Here is a 21,476-nt window from a genome sequence, read left to right on the forward strand (position 1 = left end):
CGATTATGAGCCTCAAAACTAGAATAGTCGGCAACAAATTTGAAGCCGCCCTTTGGGCGGTATCAATTGCGCTCGTCATTCTGTTTCAGGGGATCATAACATCTTACGCGCAAGCCTCGATGGTTGCGTGGTCGAATGGCCAAACTTCAGTCATTTGCTCGATCCATGAAGGTCAAACCAATGGCGATGAAGCTCCGTTCAAGGACCTCGCGCGTTCGTGTTGTTCGATACTTTGTCAGGCCGCGTGTGCTGTTGGTGCTGGCCTCGCAGCTCTAACACTGTCGTTTGCCTACCAAGCAGTATTTGTTGCCCGTTATCATGTCGTGCAGCTCGTGGTTCACGGTCCGCCAAATTTTCTGGCCGAAACCTATCTCCCCAGAGGACCACCTGCACTTTTCAGCTGACGCATGGATCAATTCCGGCGTTATGCAGCTTGCGCGTTCTAGAGCATTTCCTGTTTAAGATAAATTGTAGAAAATGCTCTAGCTGTTTGTTTTTATGCATGTCTTTACCCCAAAACCGGGGCCCACTTTTGAAAGATATGCTCAAGCGCGCATCCCGAAAAGCGTGAAGTGGTTTTCGGATTAGATGTGCTTTAAAACAAACACTTAGAGAAGCGCAGTTGCATATCGTCCGGCTGTTTCACACAGACTGGAGATGCCAATGTGTTCTTTTTATCTATTCGCAGATGCTGCACGAAATGAGGTGCAGACATGACCGATGCGACACTTCCAAAAGCTCAATCAAAGAACGGTGCTACTGAGGCAACGCGCGTTGCCCGTTCGGGTTTAAAGGCCTTCATCACCAGACTGCACTTTTATGTGGGTCTATTCGTTGGGCCATTCATTGTGATCGCGGCGATCACAGGCACACTTTATGTACTGACGCCGCAACTCGAAGACATGATCTATCGTGATCAATTGCGCACATCGTCATTAGGCACTGTGCAGCCATTGGCCGATCAGGTTAAGGCCGCCCGCGATTTTATCGGTGACGATCCGAGGCTGTTTGCTATTCGACCATCGACAGGTCCTGGCTGGAACACGCGTGTTATGTTCAGCGAGCCGGGTTTAGGGGAATCTGAAAGTCGAGCAATTTTTGTCGATCCAATATCGCTGGCAATTACGGGAGATCTCGTCGTCTACGGCACGAGCGGCGTATTGCCACTGCGTGCGTCTATCGACTATTTGCATCGCAATCTGATGCTCGGAGATTTTGGACGCTATTATAGCGAACTTGCCGCTTCCTGGTTGTGGGTCGCAGCACTCGGCGGTGTTCTGCTCTGGTGGTGGAAGCGGGATGTCCGGCGCAGTTCAAAGACCAAAGCAAATGCGCATTTGCGTACACGGCGCCTTCACAGTCAGATCGGTATCTGGATCGCTGTAGGTCTGTTTTTTCTTTCAGCGACTGGCATGACATGGTCGCAACTAGCAGGTGGGCGGATTGACGATTTTCGTGTGGCAGTCGGGTGGATAACACCGTCTGTTTCGACCGCTCTTGATAAACCCGCTGTGGCTGCCGACGCGCATGCCGAACACCGTGATCATGATAGTCATCAGGACCACAATGCTGCTGCATCGGCAATTGATTATGTCAGCCAGCTTGACGCTGTAAATCTCCTGTCGCGACAATCCGGTCTTCAGTCGCCAATGCTGGAAATTCGTATTCCGCGAAGTGCTGATCAAGCTTGGCTGGTCCGCGAATATGATCGCTCGTGGCCTACGCAGGTTGACACGCTTGCTATCGACCCGCGTGAAATGAAGGTCATCAGCAGGGCCGATTTTGAAACATTCCCGATCATTGCCAAGCTCATTCGCTGGGGAATTGATCTTCACATGGGTGTTCTGTTCGGCGTCGCCAATCAGATTGTTATGGCTTTGTTGGGCTTGGCGCTGATTGGCATGACTATCTATGGCTATCGCATCTGGTGGCAGCGGCGTCCGCCTGCTGGTTCTATGCCGCGAACCCTGATCCAGAGCTGGCTCTATCTCAAAGTGTTGCAGAAGCTTTTTGTCGTACTGATTGCGGTTGTGATTGGTTGGGCTTTACCGATGATTGGTCTGAGCTTGACCGCGTTTTTACTGATTGATCTTGTGCGCTGGAAATTAGGCGGCCGAAAGGCTTTGAAAATATGAGTAAAAATGGCACCGACAATATTGTCGGTGCCATTTTGTTTCAGCTTGCAGGGCGTGGTGGCAGACCTGCGCGAGTGCGCATCTTATCAAGCAAAGCCGCTGCAATCGGTTCATAGTTTTCATCGAAATGATGCCCTCCCGACAGCTTCATAAGGTCAGCACCTTTAAGCTCTGTTGCTGTGCAGGCGGTATCATCTTCTTCTTCGCCATAGACGCAGACAACGCGATCAAGCGGGATGGTGGTGATAGCTGGTACGACGTCCTTATCGCCATCCATACCAAGCCAGCCTTCAATAGAAACCTGGAATGTTGTGGTGGTTTCAACGCCGAGAAGCCCTACCATCTTCGTGCGGTCCTGCAAGGCTGGATCAAGATATTTCCACGCAAATGGGAATGTATCAGCTCCGAATGAATAGCCAAGAACGGCAACTGGCAATTTGCCGGTCGGGTCGGCCTTCTCGATCATCGCCGTTGTGTCCCGAGCAATTTCTTCAGGCGTGCGCTCGGACCAGAAATAGCGCAGAGAGTCGACGCCGATGACATGAACGCCATTGGCTTGCAGCCACTCGCCAATTGATTTGTCGAGATCGCGCCAACCGCCATCGCCCGAATAGAACACCGCAACCATGTCGCTCTTGCCGCCCTTGGCAGGAAGATCGACAATTGGCAACGCTTCGTTCTTGGCATCTTGATCGGCCATAGCGACAACGTTATCGACCGCCATCTTCATGCGTACCGGGAAGTCCGACCCCGATTGCAACACGGCAATCTTCTTCTGACGTGCATCGACCGGATTATTCACCGGCGAGCCTGTCGGCCCGATCACAAGCGTCGGAGCTGGCATGTTGGCATCATAGCCGTAAGTGAAGCCGCCATCAGGCGCTTTGGTGGCTTCAGCCGCTTCGGTGCAGGAGGGCAGGCGCGTTTTCGCAGGTGTAGGGTCAAGAACAATAGCACCTGCGATGGTCGCATCAGGTGAATCTGACGCTGCTGCATAGGCAATCGTTGCACCCTGACCGATGCCGGTTACGACGGGATGGAAATAAACGCCAAGATCAAGTCCGCGGAGGGCTTCTTTGGCAATCGCTTCAAAGTCGGAGTCGAGATAGTTGCACTCACCATCTTCCTTATCGAGCGCTGCCCGCCACGGACCAAGCTCGACGGGCAAAACGATTATGTTTCGCGCCAGCATCGCATCCATATAGATGCGCTCTTTGTCTCCAACGTCGTTTTCATCACTCAACAGGATGGCAAGACCAACCGGATCGCCTTTCGGCATATAGACCGGAATGTTTGAAAGCCGCTCGGCGCTCGCATGAATGACAGGCTCATCCGCGTTGAAGAACTGTGCCCATTGGCGTGCAATCTTGCCGGGATGCAGTGCTGCATAGGCACCTGCACCTCCAATCAGCGCCAACCCAAGAACAGTTAAAAGAATGCGTCGCTTCTTCATTTGCGCATGAACTCCAGAGGGCTACCATTGATCAGCGTTGTGGCATCGATAAGAGCACGGGGTGTTTCCAGGCCACCGGGACAAACCATGTAATGGGGGGTCCAGATCGGGTCGAACTTCTCTTTGAAGGCCTTGAGGCCGTCGAAGTGATAGAGATCGGCACCGCGTCGATAGATAAATGAACCAAAACGGTTCCAGCGCGAAGCAAGTCTGCTGCGGTTCAAGCCAGAGAGCGGTGCCGCGCCCAGATTGAACCATTTATAGCCCTGATCCTTACTGTACATAAGCAACTTGGCAAAAAGCGCGTCCATCAGAAGCTTGTGCACGTCGGGCATATAACGCATGAGGTCCACTGTGATTTCGTATTTGTCGGCCCCACGCCACAAGTTTGCGAAGGCAACAATCTCGCCGTCTTTTTTCATCACGGCAACATCGAAGCGCTCCATGTAATCGTCATCGAAATAGCCGAGTGAAAAGCCTTTTTCGCTGCCGGACTTATGGTCGAGCCATGCGTCGGATATTTCACGCAGGCGAGGGACGAGGGGCGGCACATCTTTCACATCGATGACTTCAAATGTCAGTCCATCCTTGTCGACTTTGCGGTCAGCATAGCGGAATGGCTGACGGCGAGGACCTTCAAGCGAGAAATCAGTGAGATCGACGCGAGCAACTTCGCCGAGCTTCAGCGCGACCAATCCCATATCAAGAAACAGCGGCAGGCTGTCAGGGCCAACACCATAAAACACCGTGCGCAATGCCATTTTGTCGGCAAGGCCGTGGAACGACCACGCAAGTTCTCTGGCAGCTTTTATGTCTCCGATAGGTTCACCCAAGGCGATCAGGCTACCACCGGATTGCGCATACATAATGAACGCGTTGTTATCGGGTGCGAGCAAGAATTGCTTGTCGCCAAGCATCGCAAGTGCCGCATCTGTGTGCGGGCAGGCGGCCACAAGTGCAGGAACTGCCTCTGGAATAGAATAATCGCGTTTGCGCTTGCGCTGGCTGTGCCGGTTGATCATTGAATGAAGACCAACTGCTGCGACGACCGCGAAGACCAAAACGGTCGCACGCAGGAAGCGCGGCGCATTGTCATTCCATGCAAAATCCCACCAGAGGTCATTGGAATATTCAACATGTCGATAGACGAAGAAGCCAAGCCATGTGGAAACAATAACCGTGGTGCCAACGGATGTAATCCAGCTCCAGCTCAGTTCAAACGGGCCTGAGATCGGACGACGGTAGAAGGAGTCGCGAAAGCCCCAGAGCGCAAAGGCAAAGAGGCAGAGGATGGTTGCTTCTTCCCAGTCCAAGCCTTTTGAAAGCGAGAAAACCGCGCCGAAAAGCAAAAGGAAGAGGGCCGCGATCCACGCACGTTCCAGCCGCTTGAACAGGCCGCGCGCGACGATGAGCAGGGCGACACCCACGAGGCTTGCTGCAAGATGCGATGTTTCGACGAAAAATTCCGGCACCACGTCGGAGAGAATTTTGACGCGGTAACGCATATCCGGTGTTGCGCCCGAAACCAGCAGAATAATGCCGCCGAGGAAAATAATACTGGCGGAAAGTCCAGGTATCAGAGGTTCTACGAGGCGCTTGGCAAACTTGGCTTGCTGTCCAAGTATCTGCCTGCGCCGCATGATTTCCCATACAAGGATGCCTGCTGTGGCGACCACAAGCGGCATAACCGTATAGATCACACGATAAGCAAGGAGAGCTGCGATAGCGTCGGGTTGCCCGCCGATACCGAGACCAGCGATGATCGTGGCTTCAAAAGCGCCAAGCCCGCCTGGCGCATGACTTGCGATGCCGAGCACAATGGCGATGACATAGACGAGCGCGAAGACTGCAAAGCTTGGAACTGCATCATGTGGCATCAGCACATAGAGTGTTGCTGCCGCAGCGCCGACATCAACAAGACCTGCAAAAATCTGTGTAATCGCACCCTTGGAGTTAGGCAGGCGCAAGCTCAGCGAGCCAAGGCGCAGCGTGCGCTCTCCATGGGAAAGCCAGTAGATCAGCCAGCCGATGCCGCCCAAAATGATGATGCCTGCAACGATATCCAGACGAGAGTCGATCGTCGAAATCCACGGTACATCCTGTGGGTCGATAAGAAGGGCTGCTCCCACCATGATGATGAGCGCAAACCAGATCGCAAACCAGGACGTGCCGACGATCTTGCCGATGTCAGCAAGGCTGATGCCTTCAGCCGCATAAATCCGATAGCGAAGCGCACCACCAGTCAGAAGCGAGAAGCCAATCGCATTTGAAATCGCATAGCCAGCAGCCCCGGCCACCGCGGCGATACGGCGTGGTATTTGGTTGGGCGCAATGGTGTCCACCGCAACCACGTCATATAGCGCCACGGCTGCATAGCTGAGCATCGTGAAAAATACGGCGAGCCCAATGGTCGTCCATGAAATTACATGAAGCGCCTCGAGCGTGTCCTTGCGTGAAGTATTCTGGAGCAGATTTTCCAGAATATAGATTGCCAGCAGGGCAATGGCGATGCCCGCTATGGGAAACAGAAAATGCTGGTATCGCTTCAGCAATCCGAAAGACTTATTCTGTTTAGGGGATGCTGAAGAAGGTTCTTCGTTATCAATTAAGCTCATCGGAGCGTCGTCCAGTTGGAGCAATCTAAAATTGCGCAAGTGATCCTGATTTAGGGCGAACTTATGTTCGAGCGAGATGCCGCATTGAAAATATTCAAAGTAATACCGAAGTTGGGTTATAAGGCCAGCAAACGGCGTTCGCCGCTAGCATTTTGAGGAAAGTCGGAAAGTTAGTTATATTTTCTCACTTTGTTCAAAAACAAATCAATAGGACGACTTATCTGGTTCAGATAAGAAATGTTCTATATGAAAAATGAGGTTTTGGTGCTCAGTGTTTCTTATCTGACGGCTGCCGGTGCGGGTGCGCTGTCGTTCTTATCGCCCTGCGTTCTACCGCTGGTTCCACCCTATCTATGTTATATGGCGGGTGTGAGCGTTGAGGATTTTCGCGCCGAAAAAGAATCACGCGTTGCCGCCGCTTCCTTGCAGCGTCGCTCGTTGGCATTGGCTGCGATCTCATTTGTGCTTGGCTTTACCACAGTTTTTGTAGCGCTTGGTGCTGGTGCTTCGTCCATTGGCGCGTTCTTGCGCATGTGGCAGCAGGAAATCGCCATGGTCGCGGGTGTCGTCATCATTTTGATGGGCCTGAACTTCCTTGGCATATTGCGTTTCTCGTTCTTGTCTCGCGAAGCCCGCTTTCAGGCGCGCAATGCACCTGCGTCACCGCTCGGAGCCTATGTCATGGGCCTGGCATTTGCATTCGGCTGGACACCTTGTATCGGGCCGGTTCTCGGACCAATTCTCACTTTGGCTGGCGGCAGCAGTACGGTAGGTGAGGGGGCGGCCCTTCTGGCCGTTTATTCGCTCGGGCTTGGTATTCCGTTTTTGATTGCAGCCCTTTTTTCGGGCGCATTCATGCGGTTTCTATCCAAGTTCCGCATTCATCTTGGCAAAGTTGAGAAGGCAATGGGTGCACTTCTCGTTATTGCAGGTGTTCTGTTTCTTACCGGTGGCATGCAGTCGTTTTCATTCTGGTTGCTTGAGACCTTCCCGGCGCTGGGCCGATTGGGATAAGCAATCCGTAAGTTTCCATATACGCTTTAATGCTATGAGCAGATAAGCCTTCAATTATTCTGGACGATACAATGACCGAACGTACCTGCCTTTCCATTGTGCTTGCCGCTGGCGAAGGCACGCGAATGAAGTCGAGCCTGCCGAAAGTGCTGCATCAGGTGGCGGGGCTTCCGCTGGTCTGCCATGTAGTGAAAGCTGTTCAGGGCACGGGTAAGAGCGACGTTGCGCTGGTCGTTGGACGTGGTGCCGATAAAGTGCAGGCGGCCGTCGAAAAAGTTGCCGATGCTGTTTCCTCTTTTGAACAAGCCGAGCGTTTGGGCACGGCCCACGCCGTGCTCGCAGCACGCGAAGCAATCGCACGTGGCTATGATGATCTGCTGATCGTCTTTGGCGATACGCCGCTTATTGAAGCGCAATCGCTACAGGCTGCGCGCAATAAGCTCGCAGAGGGTTCCGATGTTGTTGTGATCGGTTTCCGTCCAGCTAGTCCGCAGGGCTACGGCCGGCTGATCGAAGAAAATGGCAAGCTGGTTGCAATTGTGGAAGAAAAAGAAGCAACCGACGCTCAGAAAAAGATTGGTTTTTGTAACGGTGGGCTGATGGCTGTACGTGGTGCACATGCGTTGGCCTTGCTAGATGCAGTGGATAATAAAAATGCCAAGAGCGAATATTATCTCACCGATATTGTGGGTCTCGCCCACGAAAAAGGTCTGAATGTTACAGCCCTTGAAGTGCCGGTCGAGAATGTAATCGGTATCAACAATCGTGCAGAACTGGCGGAGGCAGAGAGCATCTGGCAAAACCGCAAGCGTCAGGACATCATGCTGGCCGGTGCAACGCTCATCGCCCCTGAAACCGTGTTCTTCTCCCATGATACGTTGATTGAAGCCGACGTCATAATTGAGCCAAATGTATTCTTCGGACCTAAAGTCCGTGTTGCATCGGGCGCGCTGATCCACGCTTTCTCGCATATTGAAGGCGCCAATATCGGCGAGAAAGCTGAGATTGGGCCGTTCGCACGTTTGCGTCCGGGTGCAAATCTTGGCGAAAACTCCAAAGTCGGTAATTTCTGTGAAGTGAAGAATGCTGAGGTCGGTAAGGGGGCAAAAATCAATCACCTTACCTATATCGGCGATGCGACTGTCGGGGCGTCGAGCAATATCGGTGCCGGCACGATCACCTGCAATTATGATGGCTATAACAAATATAAGACTGTGATCGGCGAAAATGCTTTCATAGGTTCCAACAGTTCGCTCGTGGCACCCATCGAAATTGGCGATAATGCTTATATCGCTTCAGGCAGCACGATCACGGATAATGTGCCAGCCGATGCGCTGGCATTCGGTCGGGCACGGCAGGAAACCAAAGTAGGTCGGGGAAAGATCCTGCGGGAGAAGTATGCCGCCATCAAAGCGGCTAAAACGTCTTCGAAATAAATCGACGAATAGATGAAGAGAACGGCAGTCCCTTGGGTTGCCGTTCCGCGTTAGACTCTTTAAATCGCGGCTATACGCGTGAATATCGGATTTGGAGCACCCTATGTGTGGAATTATCGGCATCATCGGAAATAACGAGGTCGCGCCGCGTCTGGTGGATGCGCTGAAGCGGCTTGAATATCGCGGTTATGATTCTGCCGGCATTGCCACGCTCCAAAATGGCAAACTTGATCGCCGTCGTGCTGAAGGCAAGCTCGTCAATCTCGAAAATCGCCTTGCTGGTGAACCACTTCCCGGCGTGATCGGCATCGGTCATACGCGCTGGGCAACGCACGGCAAGCCGGTTGAGCGCAACGCGCATCCGCACATCACCACCCGTTTGGCTGTGGTACATAACGGCATTATCGAAAACTTTGCTGAACTGCGTACCATGCTTGAAGCCGAAGGGCGCAAATTCGAGACCGAGACTGATACCGAAGCTGTGGCGCATCTCGTGACGCGCGAGCTGGAAAAGGGCAAGTCGCCGGTTGAAGCTGTACGCGACAGCCTGCCATTGTTGCAGGGTGCTTTTGCACTTGCTTTCCTGTTTGAAGGCGATGAAGAAACTCTGATCGGTGCGCGTCAGGGACCGCCACTGGCTGTCGGTTACGGCGAGGGTGAAATGTTCCTTGGTTCCGATGCCATCGCGTTGTCACCATTCACGGACACAATTGCTTATCTGGAAGATGGCGATTGGGCTGTGCTGACGCGCAAGGGTGTAACCGTCTATGACGAAACCAATGCCGAGGTCGAGCGCGAGATCCAAAAATCACAGACTGCAAATATGCTGGTGTCGAAGGGTAATCATCGCCACTTCATGCACAAGGAGATGTTCGAGCAGCCGGAAGTTATTTCCCATACGCTTGCAAACTATCTCGATTTCACCACCGGAAAAGTGCGTGAAGAGGCAGTCGGCATTGATTTCAGCAAGGTTGATCGTCTGACCATTTCTGCCTGCGGCACTGCCTTTTATGCAGCCTCAGTTGGCAAATACTGGTTCGAGCAGATTGCGCGTTTGCCGGTCGACAGTGATATCGCCTCGGAATTCCGCTACCGCGAAATGCCGCTTTCGAAGGATTCACTGGCGATGTTTGTTTCGCAGTCTGGCGAAACGGCTGATACTCTGGCTTCGCTGCGGTATTGCAAGCAGCAAGGCTTGAAGATTGCTTCCGTGGTCAATGTCACCGGCTCGACCATTGCGCGTGAATCGGATGCAATATTCCCGACGCTTGCCGGTCCTGAAATCGGTGTCGCTTCGACCAAGGCATTCACCTGTCAGCTGTCGACCATGGCGTCACTTGCAATTGCTGCCGCAAAGGCGCGCGGGGTGATTGACGACAAACGCGAGCAGGAACTGGTGCGTCAGCTTTCCGAAGCACCGCGTTTCATCAATCAGGTGTTGAAGCTTGAAGACCAGATTGCTGCGGTTTGCCATGAACTGGCGAAGGTCAATCATGTGCTTTACCTCGGTCGCGGCACGTCTTTCCCGCTGGCGATGGAAGGTGCGCTGAAGCTAAAGGAAATTTCCTATATTCATGCGGAAGGCTATGCAGCTGGTGAGCTGAAGCACGGACCGATTGCGCTGATCGATGAAACCATGCCGGTAATCGTCATTGCGCCGTCGGATCGTCTTTATGAGAAGACCGTTTCCAACATGCAGGAAGTCGCAGCACGCGGCGGTCGCATTATTCTGATCACCGATAAGAAGGGCGCTGCGGCAGCAAGTCTTGATACGATGGCAACGATCGTTCTGCCTGACGTGCCAGAATTTATCACGCCGCTGGTTTATGCTCTGCCGATCCAGATGCTGGCTTATCACACTGCGATTCTTATGGGTACTGACGTCGATCAGCCGCGTAATCTCGCGAAGTCGGTGACTGTGGAGTAAAATAAAAACAGACTGTTATATATAGACTTTGATAAATGAATGGAATGGCCGCAGCAATGCGACCATTTTTGTATCCATTATCCTGCTCGAAGCAGGCGGATCGCTTCATCACGACCAAAGAGATAGAGCAGTACGCGCAGCGCTTGCCCGCGTTCGCCTTCAAGATCGGGGTCACTTGCCAGAATATAACGCGCGTCTTTGCGCGCAATTTCGAGCAAATCGCCATGTGCTTCAATCGAAGCAAGGCGGAAACCCGGTGTGCCGGACTGGCGGGTGCCGAGCAGTTCTCCTTCGCCGCGCAGCTTCAAATCTTCCTCGGCAATTCTGAACCCGTCTTCCGTTTCGCGCATTACCTTAAGACGCGCCTGACCGATTTCTCCAAGTGGGCCTTTATAGAGTAGCAGGCATGTGGAAGGCTTGTTGCCCCGACCGACACGTCCGCGCAACTGATGTAACTGTGAGAGGCCGAAACGCTCAGCATGTTCGATCACGATGATCGTCGCATCCGGCACATCGACGCCGACTTCAATGACCGTCGTTGCCACCAGAAGCCGCGTTTCGCCTTGCTTGAACGCGCGCATGGCTTCGTCTTTCTCAACGCCATTCATGCGGCCGTGAATGAGCCCGATCTTGTTGCCAAAAACAGATTTGAGCGATTCAAAGCGTTCTTCGGCCGAGGTCAACTCGACAACCTCGGATTCTTCCACGAGCGGGCAAATCCAGTAGATTTTCTGCCCTTCGCTTACTGCTTTGCGGATGCGCTCAACGAGTTCGCCCATGCGCTCCATCGGCAGAATTGCTGTGGTGATCGGTTGGCGGCCGGCTGGCTTTTCGGTGAGTTTAGACACATCCATATCGCCAAAGGCCGTCAGCACCAGTGTGCGCGGGATAGGCGTTGCCGTCATGACCAGCATATCGGGCGCGCTGCCCTTTGCGGTTAACATCAGGCGCTGATGCACACCGAAGCGATGTTGCTCATCAATGATGACGAAGACCAGATCGTGATATTCGACCTTTTCCTGAAAAAGCGCATGTGTGCCGATGACGATATCGACTTCACCACTTTTCAGGCCCTCAAGCACGGCATTGCGCTCTTTGCCTTTTTCACGACCAGTCAAGAGGGCTGCTTTGAGGCCAACCTTTTCGGCCAGAGGTGCAATGGTTGCAAAATGCTGTCGCGCCAACACTTCGGTGGGTGCCATAAGTGCCGATTGGCCGCCGGATTCAGCGGCATGTGCCATAGAAAGCAGACCTACGACCGTTTTGCCAGAGCCAACATCGCCTTGCAAAAGTCGCAGCATACGCTCAGGCGATTTAAGGTCGGCGATAATCTCGCGTACCGCCTGATCCTGACTGTTTGTCAGCCGATAGGGCAGGTGGCGCATAATTTCGCTCACAATGCGCCCATTGCCCTCCAGCGGACGGCCTGAAAGCCGACGCGTTTTGGCTCGCACGAGAGCCAATGCCAGTTGTCCGGCCAGGAATTCATCATAGGCCAGCCTGCGACGCGTGATGCTTTCAAGCGCAATATCGCTGGGGTCTTCCGGCAGATGCATTGTATCGAGTGCATGTTTGAAAGCATGAAACCGCTCACGCGCGAGAAGCTGTAGATCTATCCATTCTGGTAGCACTGGTACGCGTGTGAGTGCTTCTTTCATTGCTCGTCCGAGTGTTTTGGACGAAAGGCCAGCCGTCAGCGGATAGACCGGCTCAACCATCGGCAGGTTGGCCGCGTCTTCCAAGTTCGCAATATAATCCGGATGCACCATTGAAGCGCGTCCGTTAAACCATTCGACCTTACCGGAAACAATGACAGTTTCGCCTTCGGGCAGCATCTTCTCAAGCCACGGCAATTGCGCGTGGAAGAAGGTGAGAATGATTTCACCGGTATCATCATGGGCAATAACCCGATGGGGAACATTGCCCCTACCGCGCGGCGCGGGCTGGTGCTGATCGACCATCACCTCCAGTGTAACGATCGCGCCTTCCTGCGCAAAAGCCACGCCGGGACGATTGCGCCGGTCGATCACACTATGTGGCGGCAGAAAGAGAAGCTGGCCAACTTTCGGCTCGGCACCGGGGGCATCCGTTCCTAAAAGCTTGCCAAGCAAAGCAGCCACTTTCGGGCCAATGCCTGAAAGCGAGCGGACGGAAGCGAAAAAAGGATCGAGTACAGACGGACGCATGGTGGCGAGCATTAACTGCTTTGCTTTTCTGTGCAAGCCTTTGAAATGGTTTTGTACTATTTTTGTTCTAATGCATCGACCCGAAAATCGGAATCGATTATTGGAGAGTACGGTGCCCGGGTTCAACCCGTTAGAGCGGCCTTTGCGGGACCAATTGGGTGCGCAGCGCTCTAACGGCTTAAAGGGTTCCCAGATGAGCAGCAGATGCTATATACCGGCTTCGAACTTTATAAATGGAGCGCTTGAACAATGACTGGCAGCACACTTGCGGCAGGAAATCTTGATGTAAGGCGTCGCAAGCTTCTGTTTCGCGCCTGGCACCGTGGTATGCGCGAGATGGATCTGATCCTTGGGCAATATGCGGATCAATATCTCGCTGGCTTCACCGATGCTCAACTTGATGAGTTTGAGCAGATTCTTGAAGTGCTTGACCGTGATCTTCTGAAATGGGTGACAGGTGAAAGCCCGACGCCTGAAGAACATGATACGCCCCTGTTCCGCGATATTATCGCTTTTCGCGACCGCATCGAATTCTGAGAATAAGTCCCCATGCCCGTATTCAGCAAACTCGGTCTCAAAACCAGTCCAGGCGTTAAAAACAGCAGGCATATCGTCATCGACGGTGTCGCCGATGGTTTCGAAGCGTTCTGCCTTGCGCGTCTGGTCGAGGAGATCGGGGAGCGTGGGCCTGTCATGTATATTGTCCGCGATGGTCAGCGGGTTGCTGATCTGGAACAGGTACTGAATTTCGTTTTGCCTGATCTGCCGGTTCTGCATCTGCCGGCATGGGACTGTCTTCCCTATGATCGTGTGTCGCCGGGGGCTGATGCCAGCGCGCGCAGGCTTGCGGCACTTGCCGCTTTGGCTTCCTTGAAAAAGTCGCCGCATCCTGCAGTCATCATCACAACGGCGAATGCCATTCTGCAAAAGCTGCCGCCACAGGCCGCGATCGCCGAGCAGGTGATTTCAGCACGTCCCGGCAATCAGCTCAACATGAACGATCTGGGTGCACGGCTGGAACGCAACGGATTTGAGCGCGTCTCGACCGTGCGTGACATCGGCGAATATGCGGTTCGCGGTGGTATTCTCGATCTTTATGCGCCGGGTTCAGAAGAACCGCTTCGTCTCGATTTCTTTGGTGACACACTCGAAACCATCCGCGCTTTCGACCCGGCTTCGCAGCGCACCACGGGTGCGCGCAAGGAATTCGTGCTCCAGCCGATGAGCGAAATTTCGCTTTCACCGGATATGATCAGCCGATTTCGCAAGAATTATGTGGCCATGTTCGGCGCGCCACAGCGCGACGATGCACTTTATCAGGCAATCAGTGAAGGTCGCCGCTTTGCGGGTATGGAACACTGGCTGCCGCTGTTCTACGATAATCTCGAAACCGTGTTCGACCATGCAGGCGATATGCCGGTGGTATTCGATCATCTGGTGCATGAAGCGCTGACTGAGCGTCATACGATGGTCGTGGATCATTATGAGGCGCGTCTGCGACAGGCCGAAGGCAAAGAGCCGGGCAGCGATGCTATTCCTTATAAGCCGGTCAAGCCGGAAGCACTTTATCTGACGCCACGGGAAGTTGAAGCGGTTGCCGCGTCTGTCGGCCTGCGTATCGATCTGACACCATTTGGCACACCAGAAGTCTCTGGCCGTTCGATCATTCATGCTGATGTGCACAAGGGCCGCAACTTTGCTGAAGAACGTGCCGCAACCGATGTGAACCTTTTTGAAGCGGTGGTGAAATACATCGCCGATTTGCGCGTCGCGGGCAAAAAAGTGCTGGTGGCTGCGTGGTCCGAAGGTTCGCTCGATCGTCTGCTGCAGGTGCTCGATGAGCACGGACTTGAGAAAATCGAAACCGTCGATCGCCTCTCGACGGTCAAAGCACTCTCGCGTGACAAGATTACAGCAGCTGTTCTTGCCGTTGAGAGTGGCTTTGATGCGGGCGATCTAGTCGTCGTTGCCGAGCAGGATATTCTCGGTGATCGCCTTGTGCGCCGCACCAAGCGCCGCAAACGCGATCAGGATTTCATTTCCGAAGTAGCATCGCTCTCAGCTGGTGATATCGTCGTCCACGTCGATCATGGTATCGGTCGGTTTATTGGCCTCAAGACAATCACGGCGGCGGGTGCGCCACATGACTGTCTGGAGATTCATTATGCAGGCGATGATCGTCTGTTTCTGCCGGTCGAAAATATCGAGTTGCTTTCGCGGTTTGGGTCGGAAGGGTCTGAAGCCGTTCTGGATAAGCTCGGCGGCGGCGCATGGCAGATGCGCAAGGCAAAGCTCAAGAAGCGCTTGCTGGAGATTGCGGGGCATCTGATCCAGATTGCCGCTGAACGCCAGATGCGCGGCGCGCCATCCATGACGCCGCCCGATGGACTTTATGCTGAATTTGCAGCGCGCTTTCCTTATGATGAAACCGAAGACCAGCAGCGTGCAATCGATGCCATTGCCGATGACCTTGCGGCAGGCAAACCAATGGATCGTCTCATCTGCGGTGACGTTGGTTTCGGCAAGACCGAAGTAGCACTGCGCGCCGCCTTTGTTGCAGCACTAAGTGGGTTTCAGGTGGCGGTGGTGGTGCCAACGACGCTTCTGTCACGTCAGCACTTCAAGACTTTTTCCGCACGTTTCCACGGCCTGCCCGTCAATGTAGCCCACGCCTCGCGGCTTGTTGGCGCAAAAGAACTTGCCGCCACCAAAAAGGGCCTCGAAGACGGCACTGTCGATATCGTCGTTGGGACGCACGCTCTGCTTGGCAATTCTATCAAGATCAAGAATCTTGGTCTGCTTATCATCGATGAGGAGCAGCATTTTGGCGTCAAGCACAAGGAGCGACTCAAGGAGCTGAAGTCAGACATTCATGTGCTGACGCTGTCAGCAACGCCGATCCCACGCACATTACAGCTCGCTTTGACCGGTGTGCGCGAGCTGTCGCTTATCACCACTCCGCCGGTGGATCGTATGGCGGTACGCACTTTTGTTTCGCCTTTCGATCCGTTGGTGATCCGCGAAACGTTGCTGCGCGAACGCTATCGCGGCGGTCAGAGCTTTTATGTTTGTCCACGCATTGCCGATCTCACCGAAATTGAGGATTTCCTCAAGGAACATGTTCCCGAGCTGAAAGTTGCCGTGGCTCATGGTCAGATGGCACCAGGTATGCTTGATGACATTATGAATGCCTTCTACGACGGCCAATATGATGTGCTTTTGTCCACGACCATCGTGGAATCGGGCCTCGATATTCCGACGGCCAATACAATGATTGTGCATCGCGCGGATATGTTTGGTCTGTCGCAGCTTTATCAGTTGCGCGGACGTGTTGGACGCTCCAAGCAGCGTGCCTTTGCGCTCTTTACACTTCCTGCCGGACGCACATTGACGGCTACTGCCGAGCGTCGCCTCAAGGTTCTACAGTCGCTTGATACACTCGGTGCAGGCTTCCAGCTTGCAAGTCACGACATGGATATTCGCGGTGCAGGCAATCTACTAGGCGAAGAGCAGTCGGGTCACATCAAGGAAGTGGGCTTTGAGCTTTACCAGCAGATGCTGGAAGAGGCTGTTGCCACCCTCAAGGGCACAATTGAGGTCGAAGACAGCCAGTGGTCGCCACAGATTGCGATTGGTACGGCTGTTATGATCCCGGAAGCTTATGTGCCGGATCTGCAGTTGCGTCTAGGGCTTTATCGCCGTCTCGCCGATCTGGCTGAGCCACAGGATATCGATGCCTTCGGCGCAGAACTGATCGACCGCTTCGGCCCGATGCCGGAAGAAGTGCAGCATTTGCTCAAGATCGTCTATATCAAGGCTCTGTGCCGCCGCGCCAATGTCGAAAAACTCGATGCCGGTCCAAAGGGCGTGGTTATCCAATTCCGCAACGCAATCTTTGCAAACCCAGTTGGTCTCGTGAAGATGATCGGGGAACAGGGTTCAATGGCCAAGATCAGACCAGATCAGAGTATCGTTTTCATCCGCGACTGGGCAACACCAGAAAAGCGGCTTAACGGCTCGGCAGTTATCATGACTCAGCTTGCAAAAATCGCTACTGGTGGCTGAGGCACACAGAGATTAAACACTGAGGGTTCGGAGTCGCCTGTTGGTTCCGAAGTTTAAAACGGAGAGAACTTTGATGTTTAAGAATGCTTTGCGCATTTCCTGCACTGCTGCTGCATTTGTTTTGGCTTCCCAATCGGCTTTCGCTCTAACCACACTCAACTGCAAGGTTGAAGGTATTGAGAATTTTGTCACGCGTTTCAGCCACAACATTGTAATTCAGGAAGCTCAGACCGCAAAGATAGTCATCTTTGAAGGCCTCGATATGGAAGCTGATCCAGAGCCAAAGAAGACAAGCAAGGAAGTTCCACTCGCTGATGTCGAATGGCCGGTGATGCCAGATATGGCAACCCTGGATCGGCAGAAGCTTCAGGCTGAATACAAAGATGCCGCCGATGGCAATAAGGTCGTTGTCATCAAGGGCACGGATGGCGGCGAGTATATGGAATATGAATTTGCCAAGCAGCCATGCTGGACTCTGGTTCGGGTGTCTGATCAGAGCATGTAAGCATTCTATTGATATTCAAACAAAAAGCCCGTGCTCCATCTGGACGCACGGGCTTTTTGTTTGATGTGCTTTATTGTCAGCGATCTTCGGCAATACCCGGTTCAAATCCTTCTGCCGTCTGTTGAATAGCTTCAGCAAGTACAGCGGCTGACTGAGCGCCCATGACGGCATATTTCTGATCGATAATGAAGCACGGCACCCCGCGGACACCGATGCGATTGGCGGTGTCAATTTCCTCGCGGATCGTATCCGTGTCCGCATTGCTTTGCAGAAGCCGGGCGACAATTGGTGCTTCCATGCCAATGCTGGCGGCAGCATCAACAAGCACGTCGTGATCGCCAATATCCTGTCCCTGCTCGAAATAGAGTGAGAACAGGGTGCCGACGAGCTTATCCTGCTTGCCAGGACCAGCTTGTGCTGCCCAATGGATCAGGCGATGTGCATCAAGCGTGTTCGGCGCACGTGTGATAGCCTCGAAATCGAAGACAATATCATTCTCTTCGCCCAGCTCGGTGAGTTGTTTGTGAATATCGTCAATCTTTGAGCCGGTGCCGAATTTTTCGCGCATATAAGCCTGACGATCCTTGCCTTGTGCCGGCAAAGATGGGTCGAGCTGATAGGGGCGCCAGCGGACCTCGGCGTCGACTTCAGGCGCCAGAGCAAGGGCCTGTTGAAGTCTTTTACGGCCAAGGAAGCACCATGGGCAGACGACATCTGAAACAACATCGATGGTGATTTTTCTTGCTGTCATAAAGGTGCTCCGTTCAGCGAGCAGGAGATGTGTTCTCCTGCTCGCTTATCTCTATAGTTCTAAAATGTAGGGTGAATTACGGCCTTATCAACTGAAGCTATTTGGCAACCTGCCACCATGTTGGGAGCTGATAACCATACAGCGATGTCTTCTCAGGATGTCCGATCCGATCCCAGCGCGCAACCCACTGATAAGGCAGGTAATAGAGCGGGATATAGTAGTCTCCGGATATGAGAATGCGGTCGAGCGCGCGTACAGCACTCACGAAATCCTCACGTTTGCGTGCTGCAAGCATCGCTTCGATCATGGCATCAACCGCCGGATCGGCGACGCCAGGATAATTGAAGCTCCCTTGGGCTTCGCGCGATGCTGAGCCCCAGCGCTGCCATTGTTCGTTGCCCGGCGACAGCGAGCCGGTCAGGGCGCCGAGGATCATATCATAGTCGAAGGTTTGCAGGCGTTGCTGATATTGTGCATCGTCAGCGCTGCGAATTTCGGCATCGATACCAAGGCGTCCAAGATTGCGCTTATAGGCAAGCGCTACTTTTTCCTCGTCTGGCGAGCGCGTCATGATCTCAAACTGCAATGGCTTGCCGGATGGATCGATCGCTTTGCCGTGTTCGAAAGAGAAACCTGCCTCAATCAGAAGGTCATAGGCTGTCTTTGCTGGCCCACGATCATGACCACTTCCGTCTGTTATTGAAGGGTGCCAGGACCCGTCCAGAACGTCCTTGCGAACCGCATCAGGGAACGGTGCCAGTAACTCACGTTCGCGCGCGGTTGCGGGCTTGCCTACGGACGATAGCTCAGAGCCTTCCCAGAAACTCTGCAAGCGGTTGTACTGATCGGCAAAGAGATTGCGATTGGCCCATTCAAAATCAAACAGCAGCCCAAGCGCCTGTCTCACGCGGCGATCTTCGAAAACCGGGCGGCGTGTGTTGAAGACAAAGCCCAGCATGTTTGCTGGTGTGCCTTTTTCGAAGTTTTCTTTGATGACCTTTCCTTGTATCACGGCCGGGAAATTATAGGATTTTTCCCAGCGTGTTGGATTGCCTTCAAGAAACACATCAAGCAGTCCTTTCTTGAAGGACTCAAACAAGGCCGTTTCGTTGCGATAATATTCGATGCTCAGGGTGTCGAAATTATCGAACCCGCGTCGGGCGGGCAGGTCCTTGCCCCAATAGTCAGGGTTCAGTTTATAGATGATCCGCTGACCTGGCTGTATGCCGGATACAGTGTAAGGACCGCTGCCGACCGGCGCTTTAAGTGTCGAATTGCCGAAAGTCGCGGGGTCAATTGCATGCTTGGGAAGCACCGGCATGGTTGCTGCAATCAGCAGCGGAAATTCACGGTCTGACTTGTCATTGAAGACAAAGCGCACCGAGCGCTCGCCTGTCTTCTCGATCTTTTCAATCCGGCTCATACGGTTGTTATAGGGTGGGCGACCTTTCTCGGTCAGAATCTCATAGGTGAAGATGACATCATCCACAGTGACCGACTCACCGTCAGACCACTTGGCTTTTGGATTAAGCGTAAACTCTACCCATTTGCGTTCTGGATCGATTGCAACTTTTTCGGCTAACAGTCCGTAAAGGGTAAACGGCTCGTCCCGTGAGCGCTGCATGAGCGTTTCATAGAGCAGATTGCCGAAGTCTAGATCGCCGAACAAACCGCGGGCGGTCGTGCGCATGCTTTTGAGCACGAACGGATTGAGACTATCGAATGTACCAACGACTCCCATTTTAAGCGCGCCACCTTTGGGCGCTTTCGGGTTCGCATAAGGAAAATGCGCGAAGTCAGCGGGCAGGGCCACATCGCCATGCATTGAAAGCGCATAATTTGGCGATGCGTTATCTTCTGCCAATGCTGGAGCAATACCCGCAAAGAAGCCAAGCAGGCTTGCTAAAGCTGTGTTGCGGAAAAGAGCAAACAATCCAGTCAACTTTCTCGCGTCCCCGTTCAACTTAATAGGTCCATTGTAAATAAGTGTGAGTTTAGTATCGATTCGTGTGGCGAAATTAGCATGAACCTTGCGTTTGTGCGGATTAAGAGCGTGTCTGGCGCGTGACAGTGCAGATTAAAACAAAAAATATAGCGTATTTTGCTATATGAATGTAGTCGACCATCTGGATTCATAGCTGAACTCGTTGTAACACGACCCTCGGATTGGGACGATAAGTCCCGGAGGTCACGCTGTTGCCGCATTTTCAAATCAGTGACGGTCTATCGCTGACTCAAACCAGAGACGGAAGATCAAAGCCTTGAAAGGAAACTGTTGATCATGACCAGCACGAAGACAATCGCTGCCGCATCTGCATTTGCTGGCGCGTTCGCCCTGCTTGCCTCTGCGACGATACCTGCAGCCGCACAGCAGCAGCCACCACAGGGCTGGTTCAAGGTTTGCTCGAAGCAGGAAGATAACGATATCTGCAATACGCAGAACATTATCACTGCTGACTCCGGCCAGCTGCTAACCGCTGTCAACCTCATCGAAATCAAGGGCAAGATCAATCGTAAGATTTTTCAGGTCACTGTTCCGATTGGTCGCTTGATCCCGGCTGGCGTTGGTTTGCAGATCGACAACAACAAGCCAACCAAGCTTGAATACGGCATCTGCTTCCCAGATCGCTGCATTGCGGAAGCTCCGCTTTCCGACGATCTGATCAATGCTCTCAAGAAGGGCAGCAAGGTAACTCTGACTTCGGTCAACTACCAGAACAAGCAGAATCCGATTCCAGTCGCACTGACCGGCTTCTCAGCCGCTCTTACGGGTCCAGGCCTGAAGCAGTCTGAACTTGAAGAACGTCAGAAGGAACTTCAGGACGCTGTTGCAAAGCGCCAGAAGGAATTCGAAGAAAAGATGAAGGCTGAACAGGCCAAGGCAAAGGGTGCAGCTAACTAAGCTGTTCTGATGTCATGAAAATGAAAGGGCGCTTCAAAGCGCCCTTTTTGTTGTGCCTTCTAATCAGAAACAACCAGCAAAGTTCAGTTTGCGTGCAGTTTTACGCGATATGATCCGTTTTCCAAACGCTCAAACATGTCGTTGAGCTGTGGATGGCGCAGTGGCTCATCGCTGAGATCTGGGACAAGATTCTGTTCCGAAACATAGGCCACATATTCCGAATCTGAATTCTCAGCCAGTAAATGGTAGAATGGCTGATCACGACGCGGACGCCCTTCTTCGGGAATGGATTCATACCATTCTTCCGTATTGGCGAATTCCGGATCGACATCGAAAATGATTCCGCGGAACGGAAACAGCCGATGCTTGACCACCTGTCCGATCTGAAACTTAGCGTGTTTTATCTGTGCCATACTCATAAGACATATGTAGTTCACCGCGCGCCGAAATAAAGCTGCGGGAGGTTTCAGGTTCGTTTATTGGGGCG

15 protein-coding genes are annotated in these 21,476 nt (G+C 53.1%); 9 read left to right on the forward strand and 6 right to left on the reverse strand.

Translation table 11 applies throughout. From position 1 onward, the window contains the following. Window positions 1–5: 5 nt before the first annotated feature. Entirely contained in the window at window positions 6–404 is a 399-nt protein-coding gene (locus CES85_RS00775) for a hypothetical protein (protein WP_095444184.1), read from the forward strand. 309 nt (window positions 405–713) lie between these two features. Continuing rightward, window positions 714–2,135 carry a PepSY-associated TM helix domain-containing protein gene (locus CES85_RS00780; protein WP_095444185.1) on the forward strand — a complete coding sequence of 474 codons (1,422 nt, stop codon included), beginning with the start codon at window positions 714–716 and terminating at the stop codon, window positions 2,133–2,135. Window positions 2,136–2,175: 40 nt separating this feature from the next. Here the strand turns inward: CES85_RS00780 and CES85_RS00785 are convergent, their stop codons facing one another. Continuing rightward, complete coding sequence (locus CES85_RS00785) at window positions 2,176–3,588, reverse strand: virulence factor family protein (RefSeq protein WP_208636272.1); 1,413 nt, start codon at window positions 3,586–3,588, stop codon at window positions 2,176–2,178. Continuing rightward, window positions 3,585–6,203: a bifunctional lysylphosphatidylglycerol flippase/synthetase MprF gene (gene mprF, locus CES85_RS00790; RefSeq protein WP_095444186.1), complete on the reverse strand. Its 2,619-nt coding sequence runs from the start codon at window positions 6,201–6,203 to the stop codon at window positions 3,585–3,587. The genes CES85_RS00785 and mprF overlap by 4 nt, the downstream gene beginning before the upstream one ends. A 264-nt stretch (window positions 6,204–6,467) precedes the next feature. On the opposite strand from mprF, the gene CES85_RS00795 reads away from it, so the two are divergent. From CES85_RS00795 to glmS, 3 genes are all read left to right on the forward strand, one after another. Beyond that, entirely contained in the window at window positions 6,468–7,217 is a 750-nt protein-coding gene (locus CES85_RS00795; protein WP_095445643.1) for a cytochrome c biogenesis CcdA family protein, read from the forward strand. Window positions 7,218–7,288: 71 nt separating this feature from the next. After that, on the forward strand, window positions 7,289–8,653 hold the full coding sequence (glmU, locus tag CES85_RS00800; RefSeq protein WP_095444187.1) for a bifunctional UDP-N-acetylglucosamine diphosphorylase/glucosamine-1-phosphate N-acetyltransferase GlmU: 1,365 nt from the start codon (window positions 7,289–7,291) through the stop codon (window positions 8,651–8,653). 103 nt (window positions 8,654–8,756) lie between these two features. After that, entirely contained in the window at window positions 8,757–10,580 is a 1,824-nt protein-coding gene (glmS, locus tag CES85_RS00805; protein WP_095444188.1) for a glutamine--fructose-6-phosphate transaminase (isomerizing), read from the forward strand. A gap of 77 nt (window positions 10,581–10,657) precedes the next feature. Here the strand turns inward: glmS and recG are convergent, their stop codons facing one another. Then, entirely contained in the window at window positions 10,658–12,778 is a 2,121-nt protein-coding gene (gene recG / locus CES85_RS00810) for an ATP-dependent DNA helicase RecG (protein ID WP_208636273.1), read from the reverse strand. A gap of 237 nt (window positions 12,779–13,015) precedes the next feature. Here recG and CES85_RS00815 point away from each other — a divergent pair, with 237 nt between their 5' ends. From CES85_RS00815 to CES85_RS00825, 3 genes are all read left to right on the forward strand, one after another. Next, entirely contained in the window at window positions 13,016–13,303 is a 288-nt protein-coding gene (locus tag CES85_RS00815; RefSeq protein WP_095444189.1) for an FAD assembly factor SdhE, read from the forward strand. A 12-nt stretch (window positions 13,304–13,315) separates the two neighbouring features. After that, window positions 13,316–16,831 carry a transcription-repair coupling factor gene (gene mfd / locus CES85_RS00820; protein ID WP_095444190.1) on the forward strand — a complete coding sequence of 1,172 codons (3,516 nt, stop codon included), beginning with the start codon at window positions 13,316–13,318 and terminating at the stop codon, window positions 16,829–16,831. Window positions 16,832–16,904: 73 nt separating this feature from the next. Next, window positions 16,905–17,336, forward strand: a complete 432-nt coding sequence (locus CES85_RS00825; RefSeq protein WP_095444191.1) for a hypothetical protein — start codon at window positions 16,905–16,907, stop codon at window positions 17,334–17,336. 76 nt (window positions 17,337–17,412) lie between these two features. Here the strand turns inward: CES85_RS00825 and CES85_RS00830 are convergent, their stop codons facing one another. Both CES85_RS00830 and CES85_RS00835 read right to left on the reverse strand, forming a co-directional pair. Beyond that, on the reverse strand, window positions 17,413–18,087 hold the full coding sequence (locus CES85_RS00830; RefSeq protein WP_095444192.1) for a DsbA family oxidoreductase: 675 nt from the start codon (window positions 18,085–18,087) through the stop codon (window positions 17,413–17,415). A 97-nt stretch (window positions 18,088–18,184) separates the two neighbouring features. Further along, on the reverse strand, window positions 18,185–19,912 hold the full coding sequence (locus CES85_RS00835) for an extracellular solute-binding protein (protein ID WP_095445645.1): 1,728 nt from the start codon (window positions 19,910–19,912) through the stop codon (window positions 18,185–18,187). 456 nt (window positions 19,913–20,368) lie between these two features. Between CES85_RS00835 and CES85_RS00840 the strand changes: the two genes are divergently transcribed. Continuing rightward, a complete protein-coding gene (locus tag CES85_RS00840) occupies window positions 20,369–20,989 on the forward strand; it encodes an invasion associated locus B family protein (protein ID WP_095444193.1) in 621 nt (206 codons plus the stop codon). Between the two features lie 83 nt (window positions 20,990–21,072). Here the strand turns inward: CES85_RS00840 and hspQ are convergent, their stop codons facing one another. After that, complete coding sequence (gene hspQ, locus CES85_RS00845; RefSeq protein ID WP_095444194.1) at window positions 21,073–21,408, reverse strand: heat shock protein HspQ; 336 nt, start codon at window positions 21,406–21,408, stop codon at window positions 21,073–21,075. Window positions 21,409–21,476 lie beyond the last annotated feature (68 nt).

This window comes from Ochrobactrum quorumnocens, from assembly GCF_002278035.1.
Taxonomy (GTDB): Bacteria; Pseudomonadota; Alphaproteobacteria; order Rhizobiales; family Rhizobiaceae; genus Brucella; species Brucella quorumnocens.